This window comes from Oceanicola sp. 22II-s10i, assembly GCF_002210105.1.
GTDB lineage: Bacteria > Pseudomonadota > Alphaproteobacteria > Rhodobacterales > Rhodobacteraceae > Pseudooceanicola.
Genome location: NZ_AQQU01000001.1, coordinates 132,652 through 150,796, shown reverse-complemented (window position 1 = coordinate 150,796; position 18,145 = coordinate 132,652). Strand labels below are relative to the sequence as shown.

The 18,145-nt window shown below is 67.0% G+C and carries 16 protein-coding genes and 2 tRNA genes; 4 read left to right on the top strand and 14 right to left on the bottom strand.

Annotated elements, in window-relative coordinates:
* Positions 1-8 precede the first annotated feature (8 nt).
* From ATO6_RS00820 to pepT, 5 genes are all read right to left on the bottom strand, one after another.
* Entirely contained in the window at positions 9-1,697 is a 1,689-nt protein-coding gene (locus ATO6_RS00820; protein WP_088622059.1) for an AMP-binding protein, read from the bottom strand.
* 21 nt (positions 1,698-1,718) lie between these two features.
* Positions 1,719-1,943, bottom strand: a complete 225-nt coding sequence (locus tag ATO6_RS00815) for an acetyl-CoA carboxylase biotin carboxyl carrier protein subunit (RefSeq protein WP_088622058.1) — start codon at positions 1,941-1,943, stop codon at positions 1,719-1,721.
* Positions 1,944-1,955: 12 nt separating this feature from the next.
* Positions 1,956-3,491 carry an acyl-CoA carboxylase subunit beta gene (locus tag ATO6_RS00810; protein WP_088623348.1) on the bottom strand — a complete coding sequence of 512 codons (1,536 nt, stop codon included), beginning with the start codon at positions 3,489-3,491 and terminating at the stop codon, positions 1,956-1,958.
* 113 nt (positions 3,492-3,604) lie between these two features.
* Positions 3,605-4,378 carry an enoyl-CoA hydratase gene (locus tag ATO6_RS00805; protein WP_088622057.1) on the bottom strand — a complete coding sequence of 258 codons (774 nt, stop codon included), beginning with the start codon at positions 4,376-4,378 and terminating at the stop codon, positions 3,605-3,607.
* A 16-nt stretch (positions 4,379-4,394) separates the two neighbouring features.
* Positions 4,395-5,633 carry a peptidase T gene (gene pepT / locus ATO6_RS00800; RefSeq protein ID WP_088622056.1) on the bottom strand — a complete coding sequence of 413 codons (1,239 nt, stop codon included), beginning with the start codon at positions 5,631-5,633 and terminating at the stop codon, positions 4,395-4,397.
* A gap of 348 nt (positions 5,634-5,981) precedes the next feature.
* On the opposite strand from pepT, the gene ATO6_RS00795 reads away from it, so the two are divergent.
* Positions 5,982-6,071: transfer RNA gene (locus ATO6_RS00795), tRNA-Ser, on the top strand.
* A gap of 136 nt (positions 6,072-6,207) precedes the next feature.
* Here the strand turns inward: ATO6_RS00795 and ATO6_RS00790 are convergent.
* Together ATO6_RS00790 and ATO6_RS00785 are read right to left on the bottom strand one after the other, a co-directional pair.
* Positions 6,208-6,284: transfer RNA gene (locus tag ATO6_RS00790), tRNA-Arg, on the bottom strand.
* A 127-nt stretch (positions 6,285-6,411) separates the two neighbouring features.
* Positions 6,412-6,723, bottom strand: a complete 312-nt coding sequence (locus tag ATO6_RS00785; RefSeq protein WP_088622055.1) for an ETC complex I subunit — start codon at positions 6,721-6,723, stop codon at positions 6,412-6,414.
* 324 nt (positions 6,724-7,047) lie between these two features.
* On the opposite strand from ATO6_RS00785, the gene uvrB reads away from it, so the two are divergent.
* The 3 genes from uvrB (at position 7,048) to ATO6_RS00770 (ending at position 11,510) form a co-directional block, all read left to right on the top strand.
* Positions 7,048-9,252 (top strand): excinuclease ABC subunit UvrB, encoded by a 2,205-nt coding sequence (gene uvrB / locus ATO6_RS00780; protein ID WP_088622054.1) that lies wholly within the window; start codon positions 7,048-7,050, stop codon positions 9,250-9,252.
* 111 nt (positions 9,253-9,363) lie between these two features.
* Positions 9,364-10,917, top strand: a complete 1,554-nt coding sequence (locus ATO6_RS00775) for a caspase family protein (RefSeq protein WP_088622053.1) — start codon at positions 9,364-9,366, stop codon at positions 10,915-10,917.
* Complete coding sequence (locus ATO6_RS00770) at positions 10,914-11,510, top strand: hypothetical protein (protein ID WP_088622052.1); 597 nt, start codon at positions 10,914-10,916, stop codon at positions 11,508-11,510. The genes ATO6_RS00775 and ATO6_RS00770 overlap by 4 nt, the downstream gene beginning before the upstream one ends.
* A gap of 6 nt (positions 11,511-11,516) precedes the next feature.
* Here ATO6_RS00770 and ATO6_RS00765 read toward each other — a convergent pair whose 3' ends face one another.
* The 7 genes from ATO6_RS00765 to ATO6_RS00735 form a co-directional block, all read right to left on the bottom strand.
* On the bottom strand, positions 11,517-12,335 hold the full coding sequence (locus tag ATO6_RS00765; protein ID WP_088622051.1) for a sugar phosphate isomerase/epimerase: 819 nt from the start codon (positions 12,333-12,335) through the stop codon (positions 11,517-11,519).
* A 35-nt stretch (positions 12,336-12,370) separates the two neighbouring features.
* Entirely contained in the window at positions 12,371-12,970 is a 600-nt protein-coding gene (locus ATO6_RS00760; RefSeq protein ID WP_088622050.1) for a rhodanese-like domain-containing protein, read from the bottom strand.
* Between the two features lie 88 nt (positions 12,971-13,058).
* Positions 13,059-13,787 carry a glutathione S-transferase family protein gene (locus tag ATO6_RS00755; protein ID WP_217898952.1) on the bottom strand — a complete coding sequence of 243 codons (729 nt, stop codon included), beginning with the start codon at positions 13,785-13,787 and terminating at the stop codon, positions 13,059-13,061.
* A gap of 105 nt (positions 13,788-13,892) precedes the next feature.
* Positions 13,893-14,180 carry a helix-turn-helix transcriptional regulator gene (locus tag ATO6_RS00750; protein ID WP_088622049.1) on the bottom strand — a complete coding sequence of 96 codons (288 nt, stop codon included), beginning with the start codon at positions 14,178-14,180 and terminating at the stop codon, positions 13,893-13,895.
* A gap of 97 nt (positions 14,181-14,277) precedes the next feature.
* Positions 14,278-15,510: a mandelate racemase/muconate lactonizing enzyme family protein gene (locus ATO6_RS00745; protein WP_088622048.1), complete on the bottom strand. Its 1,233-nt coding sequence runs from the start codon at positions 15,508-15,510 to the stop codon at positions 14,278-14,280.
* Positions 15,507-16,586, bottom strand: a complete 1,080-nt coding sequence (locus ATO6_RS00740; protein WP_088622047.1) for a Zn-dependent alcohol dehydrogenase — start codon at positions 16,584-16,586, stop codon at positions 15,507-15,509. The genes ATO6_RS00745 and ATO6_RS00740 overlap by 4 nt, the downstream gene beginning before the upstream one ends.
* A gap of 83 nt (positions 16,587-16,669) precedes the next feature.
* Positions 16,670-17,887, bottom strand: a complete 1,218-nt coding sequence (locus tag ATO6_RS00735) for a TCR/Tet family MFS transporter (protein WP_088622046.1) — start codon at positions 17,885-17,887, stop codon at positions 16,670-16,672.
* Positions 17,888-18,145 lie beyond the last annotated feature (258 nt).

Genomic DNA, 18,145 nt, shown 5'->3' with positions numbered 1-18,145 from the left:
TCCTTTCCTCAGTCCACCCACTTGGCCAGTTCCGCCTTGCGGACCTTGCCGGTCGCGGTCATCGGCAGGGCCTCGACCACGCGGATTTCGGGGAGTTTGTATTTCGACATCCGTTCCGCCATCCAACCGCCGAGGGCCGCGATGTCCAGCGCGGGATCGGCCAGTTCGATGAAGGCCACGGGAATCTGCCCCGCATGGGCATCGCTGCGTCCGACCACGCCCGAGCCGCGGATGCCGGGATGTTTGCCCAGCACCGCCTCGATCTCGGCGGGAAAGACGGACATGCCGCGAACCTTCAGCATCTCCTTGCGGCGGCCGAGGTAGTGCAGGTAGCCCATCGTGTCGATCACGCCGATGTCGCCGGTGTGCAGGAACCCGTTGCGCAGCGCCTCTGCAGTGGCATCGGGACGCTGCCAGTAGGATTTCAGCAGGGCCGGGGTGCGGATCGTGATCTCGCCCTCCTGCCCGAGCGGCACGATCGCGCCGCTGTCGAAGTCGCGGATCACCACGTCGGTCTGGGGCAGGGGCAAGCCGACGAACACCGGCTGCTGTTTCAGGTCGAAGTCGTCGTCCTGCATGTCGGTGGTGAAGGTGTTCGACGTGTGCGTTTCCGTCATCCCGAAGGAGCTTTCGGCCAGCGTCGTGCCGGTCAACGCCTTCCACCGCGCGCGGATGTCGGTGTCGAGCTTCTTGATGAAGCTGACGACGCGGACACGGCGGAGCGAAGACAGGTCGAAGTTGTCGATATCGGGCCGGTTCATCAGTTCCACCGCGCCGTCCACGACGAAAGCGACGACGGCGACCCCGTAGCGTTCGATGGCCTGCAGCACCCCGAGCGGGTCCCAGCGGGACATCAGCACCAGCGTGTCGCCGGTCATCAGCGGAAAGATCAGCGCGCCGTTTTCGCCAGCGATCCAGAACTCCGGGAAGAAGGTCAGGATCGTGCCCTCGGCCCGCGCGGTGGTGACCGACCAGTTCGCGGCCCCGGTGAACACCATGTCCCGCTGCGTGTGGACGCAGCCCTTTGGCATGCCGGTGGTACCGCCGGTGTAGTTCAGCGCGGCGGGGCTATCGAGGTCGCCGAGGGCGACCGGGTCGGCGGGCATCCCGGCGATGGCGGGCAGGAAAGGCGTCGTGCCGGGGCAGGGGGCGGGCGCCGTGTTCACCGTGTCGGGGCAGTGGAAGGCGGGCGCGTCGGGGATCATCTCGGCCAGCGCGGTCGTCATGATCTCGTCCAGCGGGGCCTCTGCCGTCGCCTCCGCCGCGACGGGGTGCAGGGTGTCGAGCGTGACGAGGATGCGCGCGCCGGTGTCGTTCAGGACATAGGCAAGTTCCGTCGGGGTCGAGAGCGGCGAGACCGGCACATGCACCACGCCGGCCTTGAGGATGCCGAAAAAGGCGATGTGGAACTGCGGGCAGTTCGGCAGGAACACCGCCACCCGGTCGCCTTTGGCAATCCCCCGCGCGGCAAGGAGCGCGGCGAAGCGATTGGCGTCGGCGTCGAGCTGCGACCACGTCACCTCGGTGCCGTAGTAGATCAGGGCGGGGACGTCCGGCTTTGCCTGCGCCCAGTGGGCGAGGTGATCGCTCAGCGGCACCTCACCGATGGGATAGCTGATCTCGCGCGACAGGCGCGGCGGCCATGCCTTGGCCTGCAGGTCGCGCAGGCGGGCGAGGTAGGCTTCGGTGTCGGTCATGGCGCTCCGGTGCGGTGAGGCTCAGTCGGGGGAAAAGATGGCAACGGTCTGATCTTCCTCGACCTCGTCGCCCTCCGCCACCAGAACCTTGACCACGGTGCCCGATTGCTCGGGGGCGACAGGGATCTCCATCTTCATCGACTCGATGATGATGACCGCCTCTTCGGCCTCCACGCTGTCGCCCGCCGATTTCGGGATCTGCCAGACCCGGCCCGAGACGTCGCTTTTCAGTTCAATATCCGCCATTTGCCTGTCTCCTCAGGGGCGATACCGCACGGGCGGCTTGTCGATCATGTTGCGCCGGTAGGCGAGGTGGACGAACTCCACGAGGTTCTCGCGGGTGTCTGCGGGGTCGATGATCTCCTCCACTCCGAACGCCTCGGCGGTGCGGAAGGGCGAGCGGAGCGCGTCCAGACGCGCGACGATCTCGGCCAGCGTCGCCTCGCGGTCCTCGGCGGCTTCAAGATCGGCGGCATAGGCGGCTTCGATCCCGCCCTCCAGCGGGATGGAGCCCCAGTCGCCCGAGGGCCACGCGATACGGTGGCGATAGACCTCGTGGTTCATGTGCGCGGCACCGGCGACGCCGAACACCTTGCGGATCAGGATCGCCATGATCGGAACGGTCGAGCGATAGATTGCGGACATGGTCCGCGCGCCGTGGCGGATGGTGCCGGTGCGTTCGGCGTCCGGGCCGATGACGAAGCCGGGGCAATCGACGAAGTTCAGGACCGGAATGCGGAAGGTCTCCACGAAGTCGAAGAACCTCGCGATCTTGTCACAGGTGTCCGCGTTCCAGCCGCCGCCGTAGATGCGCGGGTCTGACGCCATGATCGCCACCGTCCGCCCGTCCACGCGGGCCAAGCCCTGGATCGAGGCGCGGCCGAACATCGGGGCCATTTCCATGAAGCTGCCGGGATCGACCACGCGGGTCACGATTTCCCGCATCTTGTAGATCTTGCGCCGGTCCTCGGGGACGATGTCGCGCAGCGACTGGTCCGGTGCGACCTCGCACCGGTCCAGCTGGGGCAGCTGTTCGCCGACCGATGACGGCAGGTAGGACAGGAACTGCCGCGCGGCGGCAAAGGCGTCCTCCTCGGTGCCGACGACCATGTCGACCGCGCCGGATTTCTCGTGGATCTTGTAACCCCCAAGGCTGTCCTTGGTCGTCTCGATCCCCAGGCGCGCCACCACCGGCGGGCCGCCGATGAACATGTGGCTGGTGTCCTTGACCATCACGGTCAGGTGCGACGCCACCGCGCGGGCCGAGGCGATGCCGGCGACCGAGCCCAGTACCAGCGACACCACCGGCACGGTTTCGAGGTTCGACACGATCGGTCCCCATGCCGGGCTGCCGGGGACATAGGTGCGGCCCATGGCCTCGACCGTGCGGACGGACCCGCCGGTCGCGTCGATCAGGCGGATCATCGGGATGCGGAAGTGGTTGGCCATCTTCTCGGCCTGCACCGACTTTTCGCGGATCGAGGCATCGGCGGCCCCGCCCCGGACGGTGAAGTCGTCGGCGGCGATCACCACGTCGCGCCCGTCGATCTTGGCGCGGCCGAAGATGAAGTTGGCGGGCGACATCGACACGAGGTTGCCGTCGGCGTCGTATTGCGCGCTGCCCGACAGGGTGCCGACCTCGCGGAAGGTGCCGGGATCGACCAGCTTTTCGATCCGGGTGCGGACGTCCAGCTTGCCGCGCGAGCGGTGGCGTTCGACCTTTTCGGCCCCGCCCATTTCCAGTGCACGCGCGCGGCGGTCGGCAAGCTCTTCGAGCGCCTTTTCCATCTTCATGACCATGGCCTCCCTGGCGGCGGTTCAGCCGCTCAAGGGGGACGCTGGCAGCGACGGGATCACCTGTAAAGCCGGGCGGCAGGCGCTTTCACAACCCTGTCGCCGGGCGGGCGTCAGCGTTTGCGGTTGATGAAGGGCGCCATGTATTCCGCGGGCTCGCCGGTGTCGAAGGCTTCGCCGAAGGCCTCGACGCTGCGGGCGATCCCGTCCTCCAGGCTGGAGGTTTCCCAGTAGCGGATCAGCGCCTTTTGCGAGCGGACGGCGGCGGGGGCGCTTTCCACGATGCCGTGGATCGTCTTTTCGACCAGTGCGTCCAGTTCGGCCAGCGGGGCCGTGAACTGGACGAACCCCCATTTCAGCGCCTGCGCGGCATCGACGTTTTCGCCCGTCAGCAGCAGCCAGTTGGAGGGCCCCGGTCCGATCAGCCCCGGCAGGACCGCCGCATGGATGACCGAGGGGATGCCGACCTTGACCTCGGGCATGCCGAAGATCGCGTCGTCCGACGCCAGCCGCACGTCGCAGACCGCCGCAAGTTCCAGCCCGCCGCCAAGGCAGTGCCCTGCGATCCGGGCCACCGTCGGCACCGGCATGTTGCGCGCGGCCTCGCACAGATCGCGCAGGTTCGAGATAAAGGTGCGACCACCTGCGGCGTCCAGTTCCGCCATCTCGTAGATGTTCGCGCCGCCGACGAAGGCCTTGTCACCGGTCCCGCGCAGGATCACCGCGCGGGCGTCGTCCTGCGCCGCGATCCAGTGCAGCGCCTCGGTCATGCTCAGGATCACCGGGGTGCCGAGGATGTTCAGGCTCTTGGCGTTGGCGATGGTGGCGGTGTAGACGCCGCGGTCGTCGCGGGAGACCTCGCAATGGTCGAAGGTGGGGATCGTCATCTCTCGTTCCTTGAGTTCAGGCCTTGGCGGCGCTCTCGACCAGCTTCAGGCACATCTCGGTCGCGACGGCCATGTCCTGAACCGACACCCATTCCAAGGGGCCGTGGATGTTCTGCATGCCTGTGAACAGGTTCGGCGTCGGCACTCCCATCTCGGTCAGGCGCGAGCCGTCCGTTCCGCCCCGGATCGGGACCGAAATCGGCTCCACCCCGACGGCGCGGGCCGCGTCACGGGCAAGCTCGACGGGGGTCATGTCCTTTTCCAGCCAGTAGCGCATGTTGCGATACTGCGGACGGATCGCGCAGGTGATCAGGGCGCGGGGTTCGGTCAGTTGCACCGCCTCGCAGACCTTGCGCACGATCTCGCCCTTCTCGGCCAGCCCGTCGAGTTCGAAGTCCCGCAGGATCAGCTTGACCTTCATCTCGGACGACCCGCCGGTCATCTCGGTCAGGTGGATGAACCCGTCGCGGTCGTCCGTCGTCTCGGGCGTCATGGTCGCCTGCGGCAGCGTCGCGACGATCTTGGACGCCAGATGGATCGCGTTGACCAGCTTGTCCTTGGCGAGGCCCGGATGGATGGACACCCCGGTCACGCGGACCTCGGCCAGGTCGGCGGAGAAGCTTTCGTATTCGATCTCGCCCACTTCGCCGCCGTCGAAGGTATAGGCGAAATCCGCGCCCAAGTCCTTAGGGAGCCGTTCGTCCACGCCGCGCCCGATCTCTTCGTCGGGGGTGAAGGCGATGCGGATCGTCGGATGCTTCATGCCGGGGTTTTCCAGCATGTGACGGGCCGCGGTCATGATGATCGCCACGCCCGCCTTATCGTCGGCGCCAAGCAGGGTCAGACCCGAGGCGGTGATGATGTCATGCCCCTGCTTGCCACCGAGGTACGGCGAGGTTTCGGGCGACAGGATCAGCGCGGGGTCGTCGGGATAGGTGATGTCGCCGCCGTTGTAGCCGCGGATAACCCTCGGCTTGACGCCTGTGGCATTGAACTGCGGCGCCGTGTCGACATGGGCCAGCAGGCCGACTGTCGGCCCCTCGGCGGTGCCGGGGATGGTGGCGAGGACCGCGCCGTATTCCGTCAGCTTGACATCCGAGGCGCCGATCTCGGTCAGCTCCTTTTCCAGCAGACGCAGCATCTCGTACTGGATGGAGGTGCTGGGCTGGCTGGGGCTGTCGTCGTCGCTCTGGCTGTCGATCGCGGCATACCGCACGAGGCGGGTTTCGAGTTCACTGTCGAACCGGTCGGTCATGGGCGCTCCTCTTGCTGGCGCAAGAAGGGCGGGCGGAGGGGACAGAGTCAAGCGAGCGTCCTGCGATTGAGCGCGAACCCGAGCTGCGTGTCCGCAAGGGGATGCCACCCGCGGCATTTGGCTGGACCGTCGGGACGCCCTGTGCGCTTGTCAGCGTGGCCTTGCGAAGATCCGAGACCCGGAAAGCGAGGAATCGGTCGCTGTAGGAATGCGGAATTATTGCACACGTGCGACGCAGGGATACCCTCAAGCCATTCATTCCACGTAAGAACAACCGGGTGTTCCGCGCGACGAACAACGGAGAATTTCCCCTTGTATCACGGGCATCCAGCGCTTAGTCAGGTCGGCGGAGACGTGGCCGAGTGGTCGAAGGCGCTCCCCTGCTAAGGGAGTAGACGGGAAACCGTCTCGTGGGTTCGAATCCCATCGTCTCCGCCATCCTTCCAATGGCCTCGGAACAGGCTGCGGCGATCAATATGCCCGCCAACGTGACCGGCTCGGTCGGGTATCCTGCTGCTATTCTGGAGTGACTTGACGGAAAGAGCGTCGTGGCGACAGTCTGTCTGCCTCGCTCTGGCGACCCCGGAAGGACTCGAACCCTCAGCCTATTGATTAGAAGTCAATTGCTCTATCCAGTTGAGCTACGGGGTCGCAGAGAGCGCTCGGGGCGATGTTTAGCGTGTTGCCAGAGGTGAACCAATCCCGATTCGAAGCCAAGGCCGCGGCAAAAGGAGACCGGTCGGGCGCGGCGCTCGGCCGTGGGGCCGCGGCTCGGCAGTCAGTGCGTCCAGACCTGTTTGCGGTTGGTCGCGAAGTTGTCGCCATAACCGCCGGGGCGGACGTTAACCTTGCGCGACTGCGGCTCGGTCACGACGGCATCGATCCCGTTTTCGCGCGCATAGTCCAGCGCCGCTTCCTTGGTGTCGAACCGCAGCCGGACTTGCGCCTGGGTGTCGGCGCTGGAGGTCCAGCCCATGAGCGGATCGACCTCGCGCGCGGTGTCGGCCACGTAGTCCAGCACCCATTGGCGGGTCCGGGCGGTGCCGGATTGCATGGCGGTCTTGGCGGGACGATAGATGCGCGCGGACATGAAGAACCCTCTTGTGACGCACCGGGTGTACGGGAAATCCGGCGGTTTCGGCAAGGCAAAACTGCCGATAAGGCTGACGGTGGAACGGTTCGGAGGGAAGGAAGCCCTTCCAGCGCGCCGGGTGTGGTTGGGGTGCGGCGAGCCGGAAGGGCTTTGATGCATCTGCGAGTTATATTAGGCGCACCGCGCGCCGGTGCAAGAGCATTATTGACGCAACGGCACGTTTGCTCCGCCCGCCGGGAGCCGCACTGCTGACAGGCTGCTGTCAGCAGTGCCGGTTGAAACCCGCGCGGCAGCGGGCATATTGCCTGCTGGAGGCCCCCGATGTTCAACAACACGCCCGACCGTCTGCCCGTCAAGGATCCCACCGTGCCCGACGTGGCCGATGTCCGCCGCCGCCTCAAGCTCGAGGGCGGCAAGCGGCTCGTCATGCGCACCGAGTTCAACGCCGCGGGCGACCAGCCGACGGCGATCGAGGAACTTGCCTCGGGCGTGCTCGGGGGCGAGCGCGATCAGGTTTTGCTGGGCGCGACCGGCACCGGCAAGACCTTCACGATGGCAAAGATCATCGAGGAAACGCAGCGCCCCGCCATCATCCTCGCCCCCAACAAGACGCTGGCGGCGCAGCTCTATGGCGAGTTCAAGGGCTTCTTCCCCGACAACGCGGTCGAGTATTTCGTCAGCTACTACGACTACTACCAGCCCGAGGCCTACGTCCCGCGCTCGGACACCTATATCGAGAAGGAATCCCAGATCAACGAGCAGATCGACCGGATGCGCCACTCGGCCACCCGCGCGCTTCTGGAGCGCGACGACGTCATCATCGTCGCCTCGGTGTCGTGCATCTACGGTATCGGTTCGGTCGAGACCTACGGGGCGATGACGCAGGACCTGAAGGTCGGCTCGGACTACGACCAGCGGCAGGTGATCGCGGATCTCGTGGCGCAGCAATACCGGCGCAACGATCAGGGCTTCCAGCGCGGGTCGTTCCGGGTGCGCGGGGATTCGCTCGAAGTCTGGCCGGCGCACCTGGAGGATCGGGCCTGGCGGCTGTCGTTCTTCGGCGAGGAGCTGGAGAGCATCACCGAATTCGATCCCCTGACCGGCGAGCGGACGGACACGTTCGAACACATCCGTGTCTATGCCAACAGCCACTACGTGACGCCCAAGCCGACGATGCAGCAGGCCGTGGTGGGCATCAAGAAAGAGCTGCGGCAGCGTCTCGACCAGCTGGTCGGCGAGGGCAAGCTGCTGGAGGCGCAGCGGCTGGAGCAACGGACGAACTTTGATCTGGAGATGCTGGAGGCCACCGGCGTGTGCAACGGGATCGAGAACTATTCCCGCTACCTCACCGGCCGCGCGCCGGGCGAGCCGCCGCCGACGCTGTTCGAGTTCATCCCAGACAACGCCATCGTCTTCGCCGACGAGAGCCACGTCTCGATCCCGCAGATCGGCGGCATGTACCGGGGCGACTATCGCCGCAAGTTCACGCTCGCCGAACACGGGTTCCGGCTGCCGTCCTGCATGGACAACCGCCCGCTCAAGTTCGAGGAATGGGACGCGATGCGCCCGCAGTCGGTCTATGTCTCGGCCACGCCGGGAAGCTGGGAGCTGGAGCAGACCGGCGGCGTATTTACCGAACAGGTCATCCGCCCGACAGGCCTGCTGGACCCGCAGGTCGAAATCCGCCCGGTCGAGATGCAGGTCGACGATCTGCTGGACGAGGTGCGAAAGGTGGCGGCGCAGGGCTATCGCACGCTCTGCACCACGCTGACCAAGCGGATGGCCGAGGACCTGACGGAATACATGCACGAACAGGGCATCCGCGTCCGCTACATGCATTCCGACATCGACACGATCGAGCGGATCGAGATCCTGCGCGACCTGCGGCTCGGGGCTTTCGACGTGCTGATCGGCATCAACCTGCTGCGCGAGGGGCTCGACATCCCGGAATGCGGGCTGGTGGCGATCCTCGATGCCGACAAGGAGGGGTTCCTGCGCTCCGAAACCTCGCTGATCCAGACCATCGGCCGGGCCGCGCGGAACGTGGACGGGCGGGTCATCATGTATGCCGACCGGATCACCGGCAGCATGGAACGCGCGCTGGCCGAGACCGAGCGGCGGCGGGTCAAGCAGATCGCCTACAACGAGGAACACGGGATCACCCCGGCGACCGTCAAGAAGAACGTCGAGGACATCCTTGCCGGGCTCTACAAGGGCGACGTGGACATGAACCGCGTGACGGCCAAGGTCGACAAGCCGCTGGTCGGGGCCAACCTGCAGGCCCATCTGGACGGGCTGCGGGCGGACATGCGCAAGGCGGCCGAGAACCTCGAGTTCGAGGAAGCCGCGCGGCTGCGGGACGAGGTCAAGCGGCTGGAGGCGGTGGACCTTGCGGTGCACGACGACCCGCTGGCGCGCCAGCAGGCGGTGGAAAAGGCGTCGGACGAGGCGGTCGGCAAGCGCGGCCGATCCACGGCGGGCCGCGCGGGCCAGCGCGGCGGGAATGTGAAGCGGCGGGGACGGTGACGCCCGGCGCGTGATGACAAAGCGTGTCACCGGGACCGTCAGGGTTTACTGAAATCGCGGACCATGCGACCGTGACCGGGTTGCAGACCCTGCGCATTTCAAGGTTCCCGCATGATTGGATACGTCCGGATTACCGCGCTGATCCTGTGCCTCGCCGCAGGTTACGGCATCCGCTCCGGCCAGGCGGCGACGGCGGATTTCAATGCCGAGCGTCGCCTCGCGCTTGTCGTGAGCGTGGGTGAATACGTTCATCTGCCCGACCTCCGCAACACCGGCCGCGATGCCGCGCTGATCTCGGCCAAGCTGCGCCAGCTGTCCTTTGCGGTGACGGAAATCCATGACCCGACGCTGGCCGACCTGCAGGCCCGGATGCGGCAGTTCGCGTTCGATGCGGAAACCGCCGATGTCGCGCTGATCTACTTTGCCGGGCACGGGATCGAGTTCGCCGGTCGCAACTTTCTGCTGCCGGCCGATATGGACGCCTCGGGGCGGTCGCGGGTGCTGGAGGGCGCGATCACGCTGCAGGACACGCTGCGCGCGGTCGAGCGGGCACGGCAGTTGCGTATCGTCGTGCTGGATTCCTGCCGCAGCGATCCGTTCGCCGACAGCGATCTTCCGGCGGATGTGCTGGCCTCACGGGGCGCGGCAAGCGTGGCGGCGACGGCCGCGCGCACCCGGGGCGGGGTGGGGCTGGTCACACCCAATCCAGAGCGCGGCACGCTGGTCGTCTATGCCGCCGAGGCGGGGCAGGCGGCGCTGGACGGCGACGGCGACAACAGTCCCTTCGCCAGCGCGCTGGCCGACGTCATCTCGACCCCCGACCTCGAAATCGGGCTGCTCTTCCGCCAGGTCCGGGATCGGGTTCTGATGACAACCGGCGGGCGACAGATCCCGCATGTCTACGGCTCGATCTCGGGCAATCCCTATTTCCTCGCCGGGAACACGGCCCGGCTGAACACGCTGGAAAGTGTCGAGCGCAAACAGGCATGGGCCAGCCTGAGCATCGACCAGGAAGCGCAGCTGCGCGCCCTGGCCGACGACGGAAACCTGCGTGCGATCAAGGGGCTGGCCTACATGCGCCTGAATCCCGAAGGCCGCACGTTCGATCCCGCTGCCGCTGCCGCGCTGCTGGCCCGCGCGGTCGAGGCGGGCGATCCCGAAGCGATGTATGAACTGGGACGGCTGCTGGAACGCGGGATCGGTGTCGATCAGGACATCCCGCGGTCCATCGACCTTTTCCGGCAGGCCGCCTTGCTGGATCATGCGGATGCGATCAACGATCTGGGCGTGCTGACCTTCAACGGCGCGACAGGCATTCCACGCGATCCCGCCCGCGCCGTGGCCTACTTGGCCCGCGCAGCCGACCTGCGTCACCCGGAGGCAATGTTCAACTACGCCGCGCTGATCGACGACGGCATCGTGCCGGGACGGGGCCCCGAGGATGCGGGGCAGTATCTGTACGACGCCCTGCGCAGCGGCAATGACGAGGTGCTGGCGCAGCTGACCGAGGCGCCGAACATGTTCAAACCGGCCTCGCGCCGGGCCCTGCAGGCGATTCTGAAGTCGAACGGGTTCTACACGGGTGCCGTCGATGCCTCGTTCGGCCCGATGACCCGAAGCAGTCTCAGAAAAGCCTATGGCGTCGAAGAGGAGAACGACCGATGAATGACCCCGCCCGCGCAGGCCGCATGGGCCCGCTGAGCCGTATTCTGCCCGCCGCCATGGCGTGCCTCATCCTTCCGGTGGAAGTCGGGGCGCGCTACAGCCCGGCACCTTTGCCGCAGACAGGATGGCCGGATGGCGCGCGCCCCGAACCGCCGCTCAGGGTCTTTTCGGATTCGGTGACCAACCGGGTCGTCAGAACACTGAAATCCGCCGAACAGTCCTGCGCTGCGCTGCCGCTGCAATACAGGATCGACTGTCTGGGCATCGCGCTTCAGCGTGCGGCACAGGATCTTGGCAACCGGCCGGACTACGCCGAGGCCAAGGCGATCCTGAACGAAGCGGCGCAACGGCTGCGGGGACTTGCGCAGGCGAACGAGGACACCACGGCCCCCGCCGTGCGTCAGGGCCTGACCCGCGTGCGCGCGGTCCGGGCCGCGGTTCTGCCTCAGGCGCTGCGCCGTGCCGACAGCATCGTGCGCGAGGCCGAAACCAAGCTGATCCGCGCCTCGGGCAGCTCGGGCAACCGCAAGGCGCACTACACCCGGATCGCCGCTGCCGTCGGCTCCACCAAGGTCCTGCTGCGGTCGGCCTGACCGGGCCTACTGACCCAGTCCCAGCCGTTCCAGATGGGCGACGCTGGCGGGCACCTTGCCGAAGTCGTTGATCTCCACGATCAGGTGCGGCGCGGCCCCGGTGGCGCCGAGCGCCCGGAAGATCGGGTGGAAATTGATCGTCCCCTCGCCAAGCGCCCAGTGCCGATCCGCCCAGCCATCGGCATCCTGCAGGTGCACATGGCCGAGCAGGGTGCCCGCATCGGCGATGAAGCGATCGACCGGCGGTCCGCCCGCGGTGACATGGGCCCATTCCGCGTGGCCGGTGTCGACCGACAGGCGCAGGGCGGGGCTGTCCGCCGCCTCGACCACGGCGCGGCGCAGGGCGGGATCCGTGTCGCGGATGTTCTCCAGCACCATCTCGACCCCCGCCGCCGCGGCCCGCTTCAGCGCGGGCGCCAGCGTGTCGAGGATCGCCGTGACCGACTTCGTCCGCTCCTTCGCGCCCTTGACGTCGAGGTTCTGCGCATCCCAGCCGTCGTAGGGCGAATGCACCACCATCTGCCGCGCGCCGAGGCGTTCGCACACCCCGAGCGCCGCATCCAGCCGGGCCTGAACGACCGTGCGGACGTCCCTGTCGCGGACGTCCAGTTCGAAGCCGGAGAACGGCCCGTGGATGCCGAGTCGCCCGTTCCAGCCGTCCAGCTTCTTCAGCGCCATGTCGATGAACGGACCGGGATTGGCGAGGATGTCCGCCATGCAGAACTCGGGCAGTTCGAGGTCCCGGTCCTTTTCGAACAGCCAGTCCCGGTGCCGGTCCAGATCCAGCACCGAAAGCTGCGCGCCGATCACTGGCAGGTCGGTCATGTTCCTTCCTCCTCCTTTTCAGGCGGAGGACGGGACTACTTGCCGCCCTCCACGGTCAGGCCGAGCATCCGCCAGCCCTGCATGCCCCAACGGTAATACATGATCTTGTCAGCCGGATAACCGGCTTCGATGATCCGGCGGATCGCGGTCGGCGACTGGCCGCACCACGGACCGTTGCAGAACAGGACGATCTCGCCCACGTCCTCGCATTCGAACCCGTCGAAATCCGGCGCGCAGCCCAGCTCGTGCAGGCGGTCCGCCATTTCCGTGTAGGGCATCGAAATCGCGCCGGGGATGGTACCGGTTTCCCAGTCCGGCCGGACCCGGCTGTCGATGACGGTGACGGACGGGTTCTGCAGCGCGTCCAGCAGCTCCAGCTCGCCGATGGTGCGCACGCCTTCGGCGGGGGTCATCGGCTGGATGCAGAAGTTGGGGCAGGGCCGCGAGGTGCGGGCGAAGTCGCCGGTGATCTCGTGGGTATTGTCCTGAATGCGGCTGATGGCGACCGGGCCTTTTTCCGTTTCCACGGTCACGGACATCAGGCCGGGGGCGATGTTCACCGGCTCCTGCGCGGCGACCGGAGTCACGGCGGCGGTCAACAGGGCAAGGGCGGACACGAAGGTGCGCGGGGTCATGGGGGCTCCTCCTCCAATCATATTCGAATATATGATTTGAGGATACGCGCCGCCGTGCCAAGTGCAACGCGACATGATGGAGGATGTGCTACTCGGTCATCACGAACGGGCCGAAATCCGCCCGCTGATAGGCCGGTCGCGCCTGAACCGCGGCCCACCACGCGGCCACGCCCGGATGTCTGGCCGTGGTCATCTCGTCCGGCGCGATCTCCTCGTCGATCCGGCGGATGAAGGGCGCGACGGCGATGTCGGCCAGCGAATAGGCGCCACCGAACAGCCAGCCGTCGGACAGGGTGGCCTCCATCTGGTCCAGCAAGCCGACGAGCACGGCGCGCGACTCGGCCAGTTCTTCCTCGGTGTAAGGGGTCCGGGCCGCGCGCAGCCATGCCTCCTTGCGCTCCGCGCTCGGCACCCGTGCGATGGCCTGCTGCAGTTCCGCGTCCGTCAGCTGCGCCGCGCGCTTGGCGATGGAATGGCGCCAGTTGAACCGGATCAGGTTGCCGATCAACCCGTCCACATGACGCACCCAGTTCCGCACCAGCGCCCGGTCATAGGGATCGCGCGGCATCAGCGGCGGTTCGGGAAAGGTTTCGTCCAGATATTCGCAGATCGTCCCGCTTTCGTGCAGGGGCCGACCGTCATGCAGCAGCGTCGGCACGACGCCGAGCGGGTTGATCCGCAGGTAGTCCGGTGAGTGCTGTTCCTGACGGGACAGGTCAATGACGTGCCCCTCCCAGTCCAGCCCCTTTTCCTCCAGACACAGGCGCACACGGCGCGACGCGCTGGACCTCGGTCCGTGATACAGGATCAGTGACATGGCCCCTCCGGTCCCGGCGGCACGTCCGGCCGCCTCGGGGTCAGACTAACCCCGTCCGGCGAGCCGGGCGATGCGGCGCCACATCCGTGGCGTGTGGGCCGGGGATCAGTCGGAGGTCTTGCAGAACAGCTGGTACAGCAGGCCGATGACCGCCGAGGTGTTTTCGTTGGCAAGGCTGTAGTAGATCGTCTTGCCTTCGCGCCGTGTCGACACAAAGCCCTCGTCCCGCAGCCGCGCCAGCATCTGGCTGACCGCCGCCTGCCGCATGTCGAGCAGGGCCTCAAGTTCGCCCACGGACTTCTCGCCGGAGCCGAGGTGGCACAGGATCATAAGCCGGCCTTCATGGGCCAGCGCCTTGAGGAAACCCGCCGCGGCAGAGGCGTTGCGGGCCATTTCCTCGGGCGGTGCAGGGGGCTCAGCGGTGTTGGGCAAGGTCTCGGTCCGAAAAGTTAGGATACATGAATATCACGCTATGGTAGAACATGCGAGATCACGTTTTCCCGACCGGCGCACCACCCTCGAACACGTTTTCATCAACGTAGTCGCAGGGCGCCTCCTGCATTTGCAGATGCAGTCCGTCGCCGGTCCATGGATGCGCACGGGCGAGATCCTCGTCGATCTCGATTCCCAGTCCCGGACCGGATGGCGGCGTGACAAAGCCGTCCTCGACCGTGATCGCGCCACGGATCAGGCCCGCGTGGAACGCTGTCTCGATCGTCTCGATCATCAGCAGGTTCGGCGTGGCGGTCGCGAACTGGATGTTGGCCGCCCATTCCACCGGCCCGCAGTAAAGGTGCGGCGCCATCTGCGCGTTGAACGCCTCGGCCATCGCGGCGATCTTCTTGGCCTCCCATATCCCGCCGACCCGGCCGAGCGCCGGTTGCAGGATGTTGGCCGCGCCCTCGCGCAGCAGCGCGCCGAACTCCGCCTTGGTGGTCAGCCGCTCGCCTGCAGCCACGGGGATCGGCGTCGCCCGCGCCACGGCGGCCATGCTGTCCACGTTGTCGGGCGGCACCGGTTCCTCGAACCACAGCGGCGAATAGGGCGCGATGGCGTCCGCCAGCCGGATCGCGCCGCCGGTCGAGAACTGGCCGTGCGTGCCGAACAGCAGGTCCGCCCGGTCCCCGACCGCCGCGCGGATGTCGCGGCAGAACTCGGCCGAGCGCGAGATGTCGCGCATGGACGGCATGTGCCCGCCGCGCAGGGTGTAGGGCCCGGCCGGGTCGAACTTGACCGCCGTATAGCCGCGCGACACGCAGTCGACGGCGGCCTCGGCGGCGAGGTCGGACTTGATCCAGAAATCCGTCAGGTCGTGCTGGGGCAGGGGGTAGAGGTAGGTATAGGCCCTGAGCCGATCGTTCATCCGCCCGCCGATCAGCATGTGCACCGGGCGGTCGCGGTCCTTGCCGAGGATGTCCCAGCAGGCGATCTCCAGCCCCGAAAACGCGCCCATCACGGTCGGGTCGGGCCGCTGCGTGAAGCCCGAGGAATAGACCCGGCGGAACATCATCTCGATGTTCTCAGGGTTCTCGCCCGCCATGTGCCGTTCGAAGACGTCTCGGACGACGGCGCATTGCGCCTCGGCTCCGACGGCTGCGGCATAGACCTCGCCCCAGCCCGTGATCCCGGTGTCGGTCGTGACCTTGACGAGGATCCAGTAGCGACCGCCCCAGCCCGGTGCGGGCGGGGCGGTCACGATGATATCGAGATCGGCGAGCTTCACTTCAGCAGGACGACGTTCCGCCGTGCCGCGCCGGTCTTGGTCGAGGCGATGGCGTCATTGATCTCTTCGAACTTGTAGCGCTTGGAGATCAGCTCATCGAGCTTCAGGCGGCCCTGCTGGTACATGTCCACGATCCACGGAATGTCGCGCTGGATCACCATGTCGCCCATCTTGGACCCGATCATGCCCTGGCCCTGGTTGGCCATGATCATCGGGCTGTAGCTCGACGTCTGGTCGATGTGGGGCATGCCGACCATGACGACCTTGCCGTTCATGCCCAGATAGCGCACCGCCTGGTCGTAGGCCTTCGGAGAGCCGACGGCGACCAGCACGTAATCCGCGCCGCGCCCGAGGATTTCCTTGACCGCGTTCCACGGCTTGGGGTCCTTGGCCGAAACGGCGTCGGTCGCGCCGAATTCCTTGGCGACTTCCAGCTTCTCGTCCAGCAGGTCGACGGCGACGATCCGCCGGGCCCCCGCGATCTGCGCGCCCTGGATCGCGTTCAGGCCGACACCGCCCGCACCGATGACCACGACGTCCTGACCCGGACGCACGCCCGCCGCGATGGTCGCCGCGCCGACACCGGTGATGACCCCGCAGGAGATCAGGGCGGCCACGTCCTTGGGCATCGAGGCCGGGATCTTCACGATCTGGCTGTGATGCACCACGACCTTCTCGGCGAAGGCCCCGGTGGCCATCGCCTGCAGCACCGGCTTGCCGTCCAGCGTCTTCAGCGGGCTTTCGCCGCGCGGCGTCTCGCAGGTGGTCGGGCTGCCGGTGTGGCAGGACTGGCAGTGCCCGCAGGCGCGGATCAGCGTGACGCAGACGTCGTCGCCGACCTCGAAACCCTGAACGCCCTCACCGACCTTGGTGACCTTGCCGGCTGCCTCGTGACCGTAGACGGCGGGCAGCATCCCGCCCCAGCCACCGTCCTGGAACGTGATGTCCGAATGGCAGATCGCGACGGCGTCGATCTCGACCTCCAGCTCGCCCATCCGGGGATCGGCGAGCTCGATCTCTTCGATCACGAGCGGGGTGCCGAATTCGTGGCACACGGCGGCTTTGATTTTCTGCATAGGCTGGTCCTCCCGATTTTGATGGCACCTCACCCCGAGCGGCCACGGGATTCAAGCGCGAAATGCGCTTCCGGATTGCGGAATTACATCGCGGAGGTCGCGCCGGCCCGCCTGTTCAGCCCGAACAGGACCAGCGCCAGCACCACGAAGCCCAGGGACACGAGGAACGGTGCGCCCGGCATGTAGGCGGGGGCGCTCTCGGCGGTGAAGGCGCGGAAGGTCGTCGTGTAGACCAGCGGTGCCCCGATCATGGTCAGCGCCATGAGCGAGGACAGCACGCCCTGCAACTCGCCCTGCGCGTCGTCGGGCACGCTGCGACTCAGTTCGCCCTGCAGCGCGGGCAGGGTCACGCCGCCGATCGCCGTGATCGGCGTCAGCACCATCGCCAGCGGGCCCGAGGTGACGAAGGCCAGCAGCAGCAGGCTGGCGGCCTCCCAGCCGAACCCCGCCAGCACGGTCCGCCGGTCGCCGAGCCAGTTGAGGATGGGCCGGATCAGCAGCGCCTGCACCACGACCAGCGCCGCGCCGTAGACGGTCAGCGAGACGCCGACCAGCCGCGTGTCCCAGCCGAACCGGGCCTGCGTGAAATAGGCCCAGATCACCGGATAGACCTCGGTCGAGACGTGGTAGAGCGTGAACACCGCCAGCAGCGCGCCCATCCCCGGCAGGTGCCGCATCGCGCGCAGGGCCGACAGCGGATTGCCCCGGCGCAGGTCGAACTTGCGGCGGATGCGGTCGGTCACCGTCTCCGGCATCACCGCCAGCCCGAAGCCGAGGTTCGCGGCGGCCAGCACGGCGGCGGCCCAGAACGGCGCGCGGGTGCCGAAATCGGCCAGCAGCCCGCCGATCACCGGGCCGATGACGAAGCCGACCCCGAACGCGGCCGAAACCAGCCCGAACCGCGCCGATTTCTCCTCGGGGCGCGAGATGTCGGCGACGAAGGCCGAGGCGGTCGCGTGGGTGGCCGACGCGATGCCGCCCAGGATGCGCCCGGCGATCAGCAGCCAGATCGACCCGGCCAGCGCCATGATGACGTAGTCCACGCACATCACCGCGAGCGAGATCAGCAGCACCGGGCGGCGGCCGAAGGCGTCGGACAGGTGCCCGACCAGCGGTCCGAACAGGAACTGCATCGCCGCGAAGGACGACACCAGCACCCCACCCCAGATCGCCGCGCCGCTGAGCGAGGTGTGCATCACCTCGCGGATCAGGTCGGGCATGACGGGAAAGATCAGCCCGATCCCGATGGCGTCCAGCGTCACCGTGGCAAGGATGAAGACAAGCGGCAGGCGATGCGGCATGGAACGCGGATCCCGTCAAAGCCCCGCGACCTTGCCCCTGCGCCGGTCAAAGTCAACCTGACCGCGGCTTCTGGCGGCGATCAGGACAAGCGTCTTCCGATCTCAAGTCGCGCCGCAGCAGTTTGGGCGCTGCGCGCGGACTCAAGGATTTTTCATCGTCGGCTGGTAACTCAGAATGCGGACAAGTGCACCAAGTCCCAAACTTCATCTGGCCATGGGCTTCGCCCGTTCGGGGCTGAAACCGTCCACTGGACGGTT

Excerpts from the sequence above, each read along its gene's own strand:
- ATO6_RS00820 (WP_088622059.1), bottom strand. The coding sequence starts at position 1,697 with ATGACCGACACCGAAGCCTACCTCGCCCGCCTGCGCGACCTGCAGGCC.
- ATO6_RS00815 (WP_088622058.1), bottom strand. The coding sequence starts at position 1,943 with ATGGCGGATATTGAACTGAAAAGCGACGTCTCGGGCCGGGTCTGGCAG.
- ATO6_RS00810 (WP_088623348.1), bottom strand. The coding sequence starts at position 3,491 with ATGAAGATGGAAAAGGCGCTCGAAGAGCTTGCCGACCGCCGCGCGCGT.
- ATO6_RS00805 (WP_088622057.1), bottom strand. The coding sequence starts at position 4,378 with ATGACGATCCCCACCTTCGACCATTGCGAGGTCTCCCGCGACGACCGC.
- pepT (WP_088622056.1), bottom strand. The coding sequence starts at position 5,633 with ATGACCGACCGGTTCGACAGTGAACTCGAAACCCGCCTCGTGCGGTAT.
- ATO6_RS00785 (WP_088622055.1), bottom strand. The coding sequence starts at position 6,723 with ATGTCCGCGCGCATCTATCGTCCCGCCAAGACCGCCATGCAATCCGGC.
- uvrB (WP_088622054.1), top strand. The coding sequence starts at position 7,048 with ATGTTCAACAACACGCCCGACCGTCTGCCCGTCAAGGATCCCACCGTG.
- ATO6_RS00775 (WP_088622053.1), top strand. The coding sequence starts at position 9,364 with ATGATTGGATACGTCCGGATTACCGCGCTGATCCTGTGCCTCGCCGCA.
- ATO6_RS00770 (WP_088622052.1), top strand. The coding sequence starts at position 10,914 with ATGAATGACCCCGCCCGCGCAGGCCGCATGGGCCCGCTGAGCCGTATT.
- ATO6_RS00765 (WP_088622051.1), bottom strand. The coding sequence starts at position 12,335 with ATGACCGACCTGCCAGTGATCGGCGCGCAGCTTTCGGTGCTGGATCTG.
- ATO6_RS00760 (WP_088622050.1), bottom strand. The coding sequence starts at position 12,970 with ATGACCCCGCGCACCTTCGTGTCCGCCCTTGCCCTGTTGACCGCCGCC.
- ATO6_RS00755 (WP_217898952.1), bottom strand. The coding sequence starts at position 13,787 with ATGTCACTGATCCTGTATCACGGACCGAGGTCCAGCGCGTCGCGCCGT.
- ATO6_RS00750 (WP_088622049.1), bottom strand. The coding sequence starts at position 14,180 with ATGGCCCGCAACGCCTCTGCCGCGGCGGGTTTCCTCAAGGCGCTGGCC.
- ATO6_RS00740 (WP_088622047.1), bottom strand. The coding sequence starts at position 16,586 with ATGCAGAAAATCAAAGCCGCCGTGTGCCACGAATTCGGCACCCCGCTC.
- ATO6_RS00735 (WP_088622046.1), bottom strand. The coding sequence starts at position 17,887 with ATGCCGCATCGCCTGCCGCTTGTCTTCATCCTTGCCACGGTGACGCTG.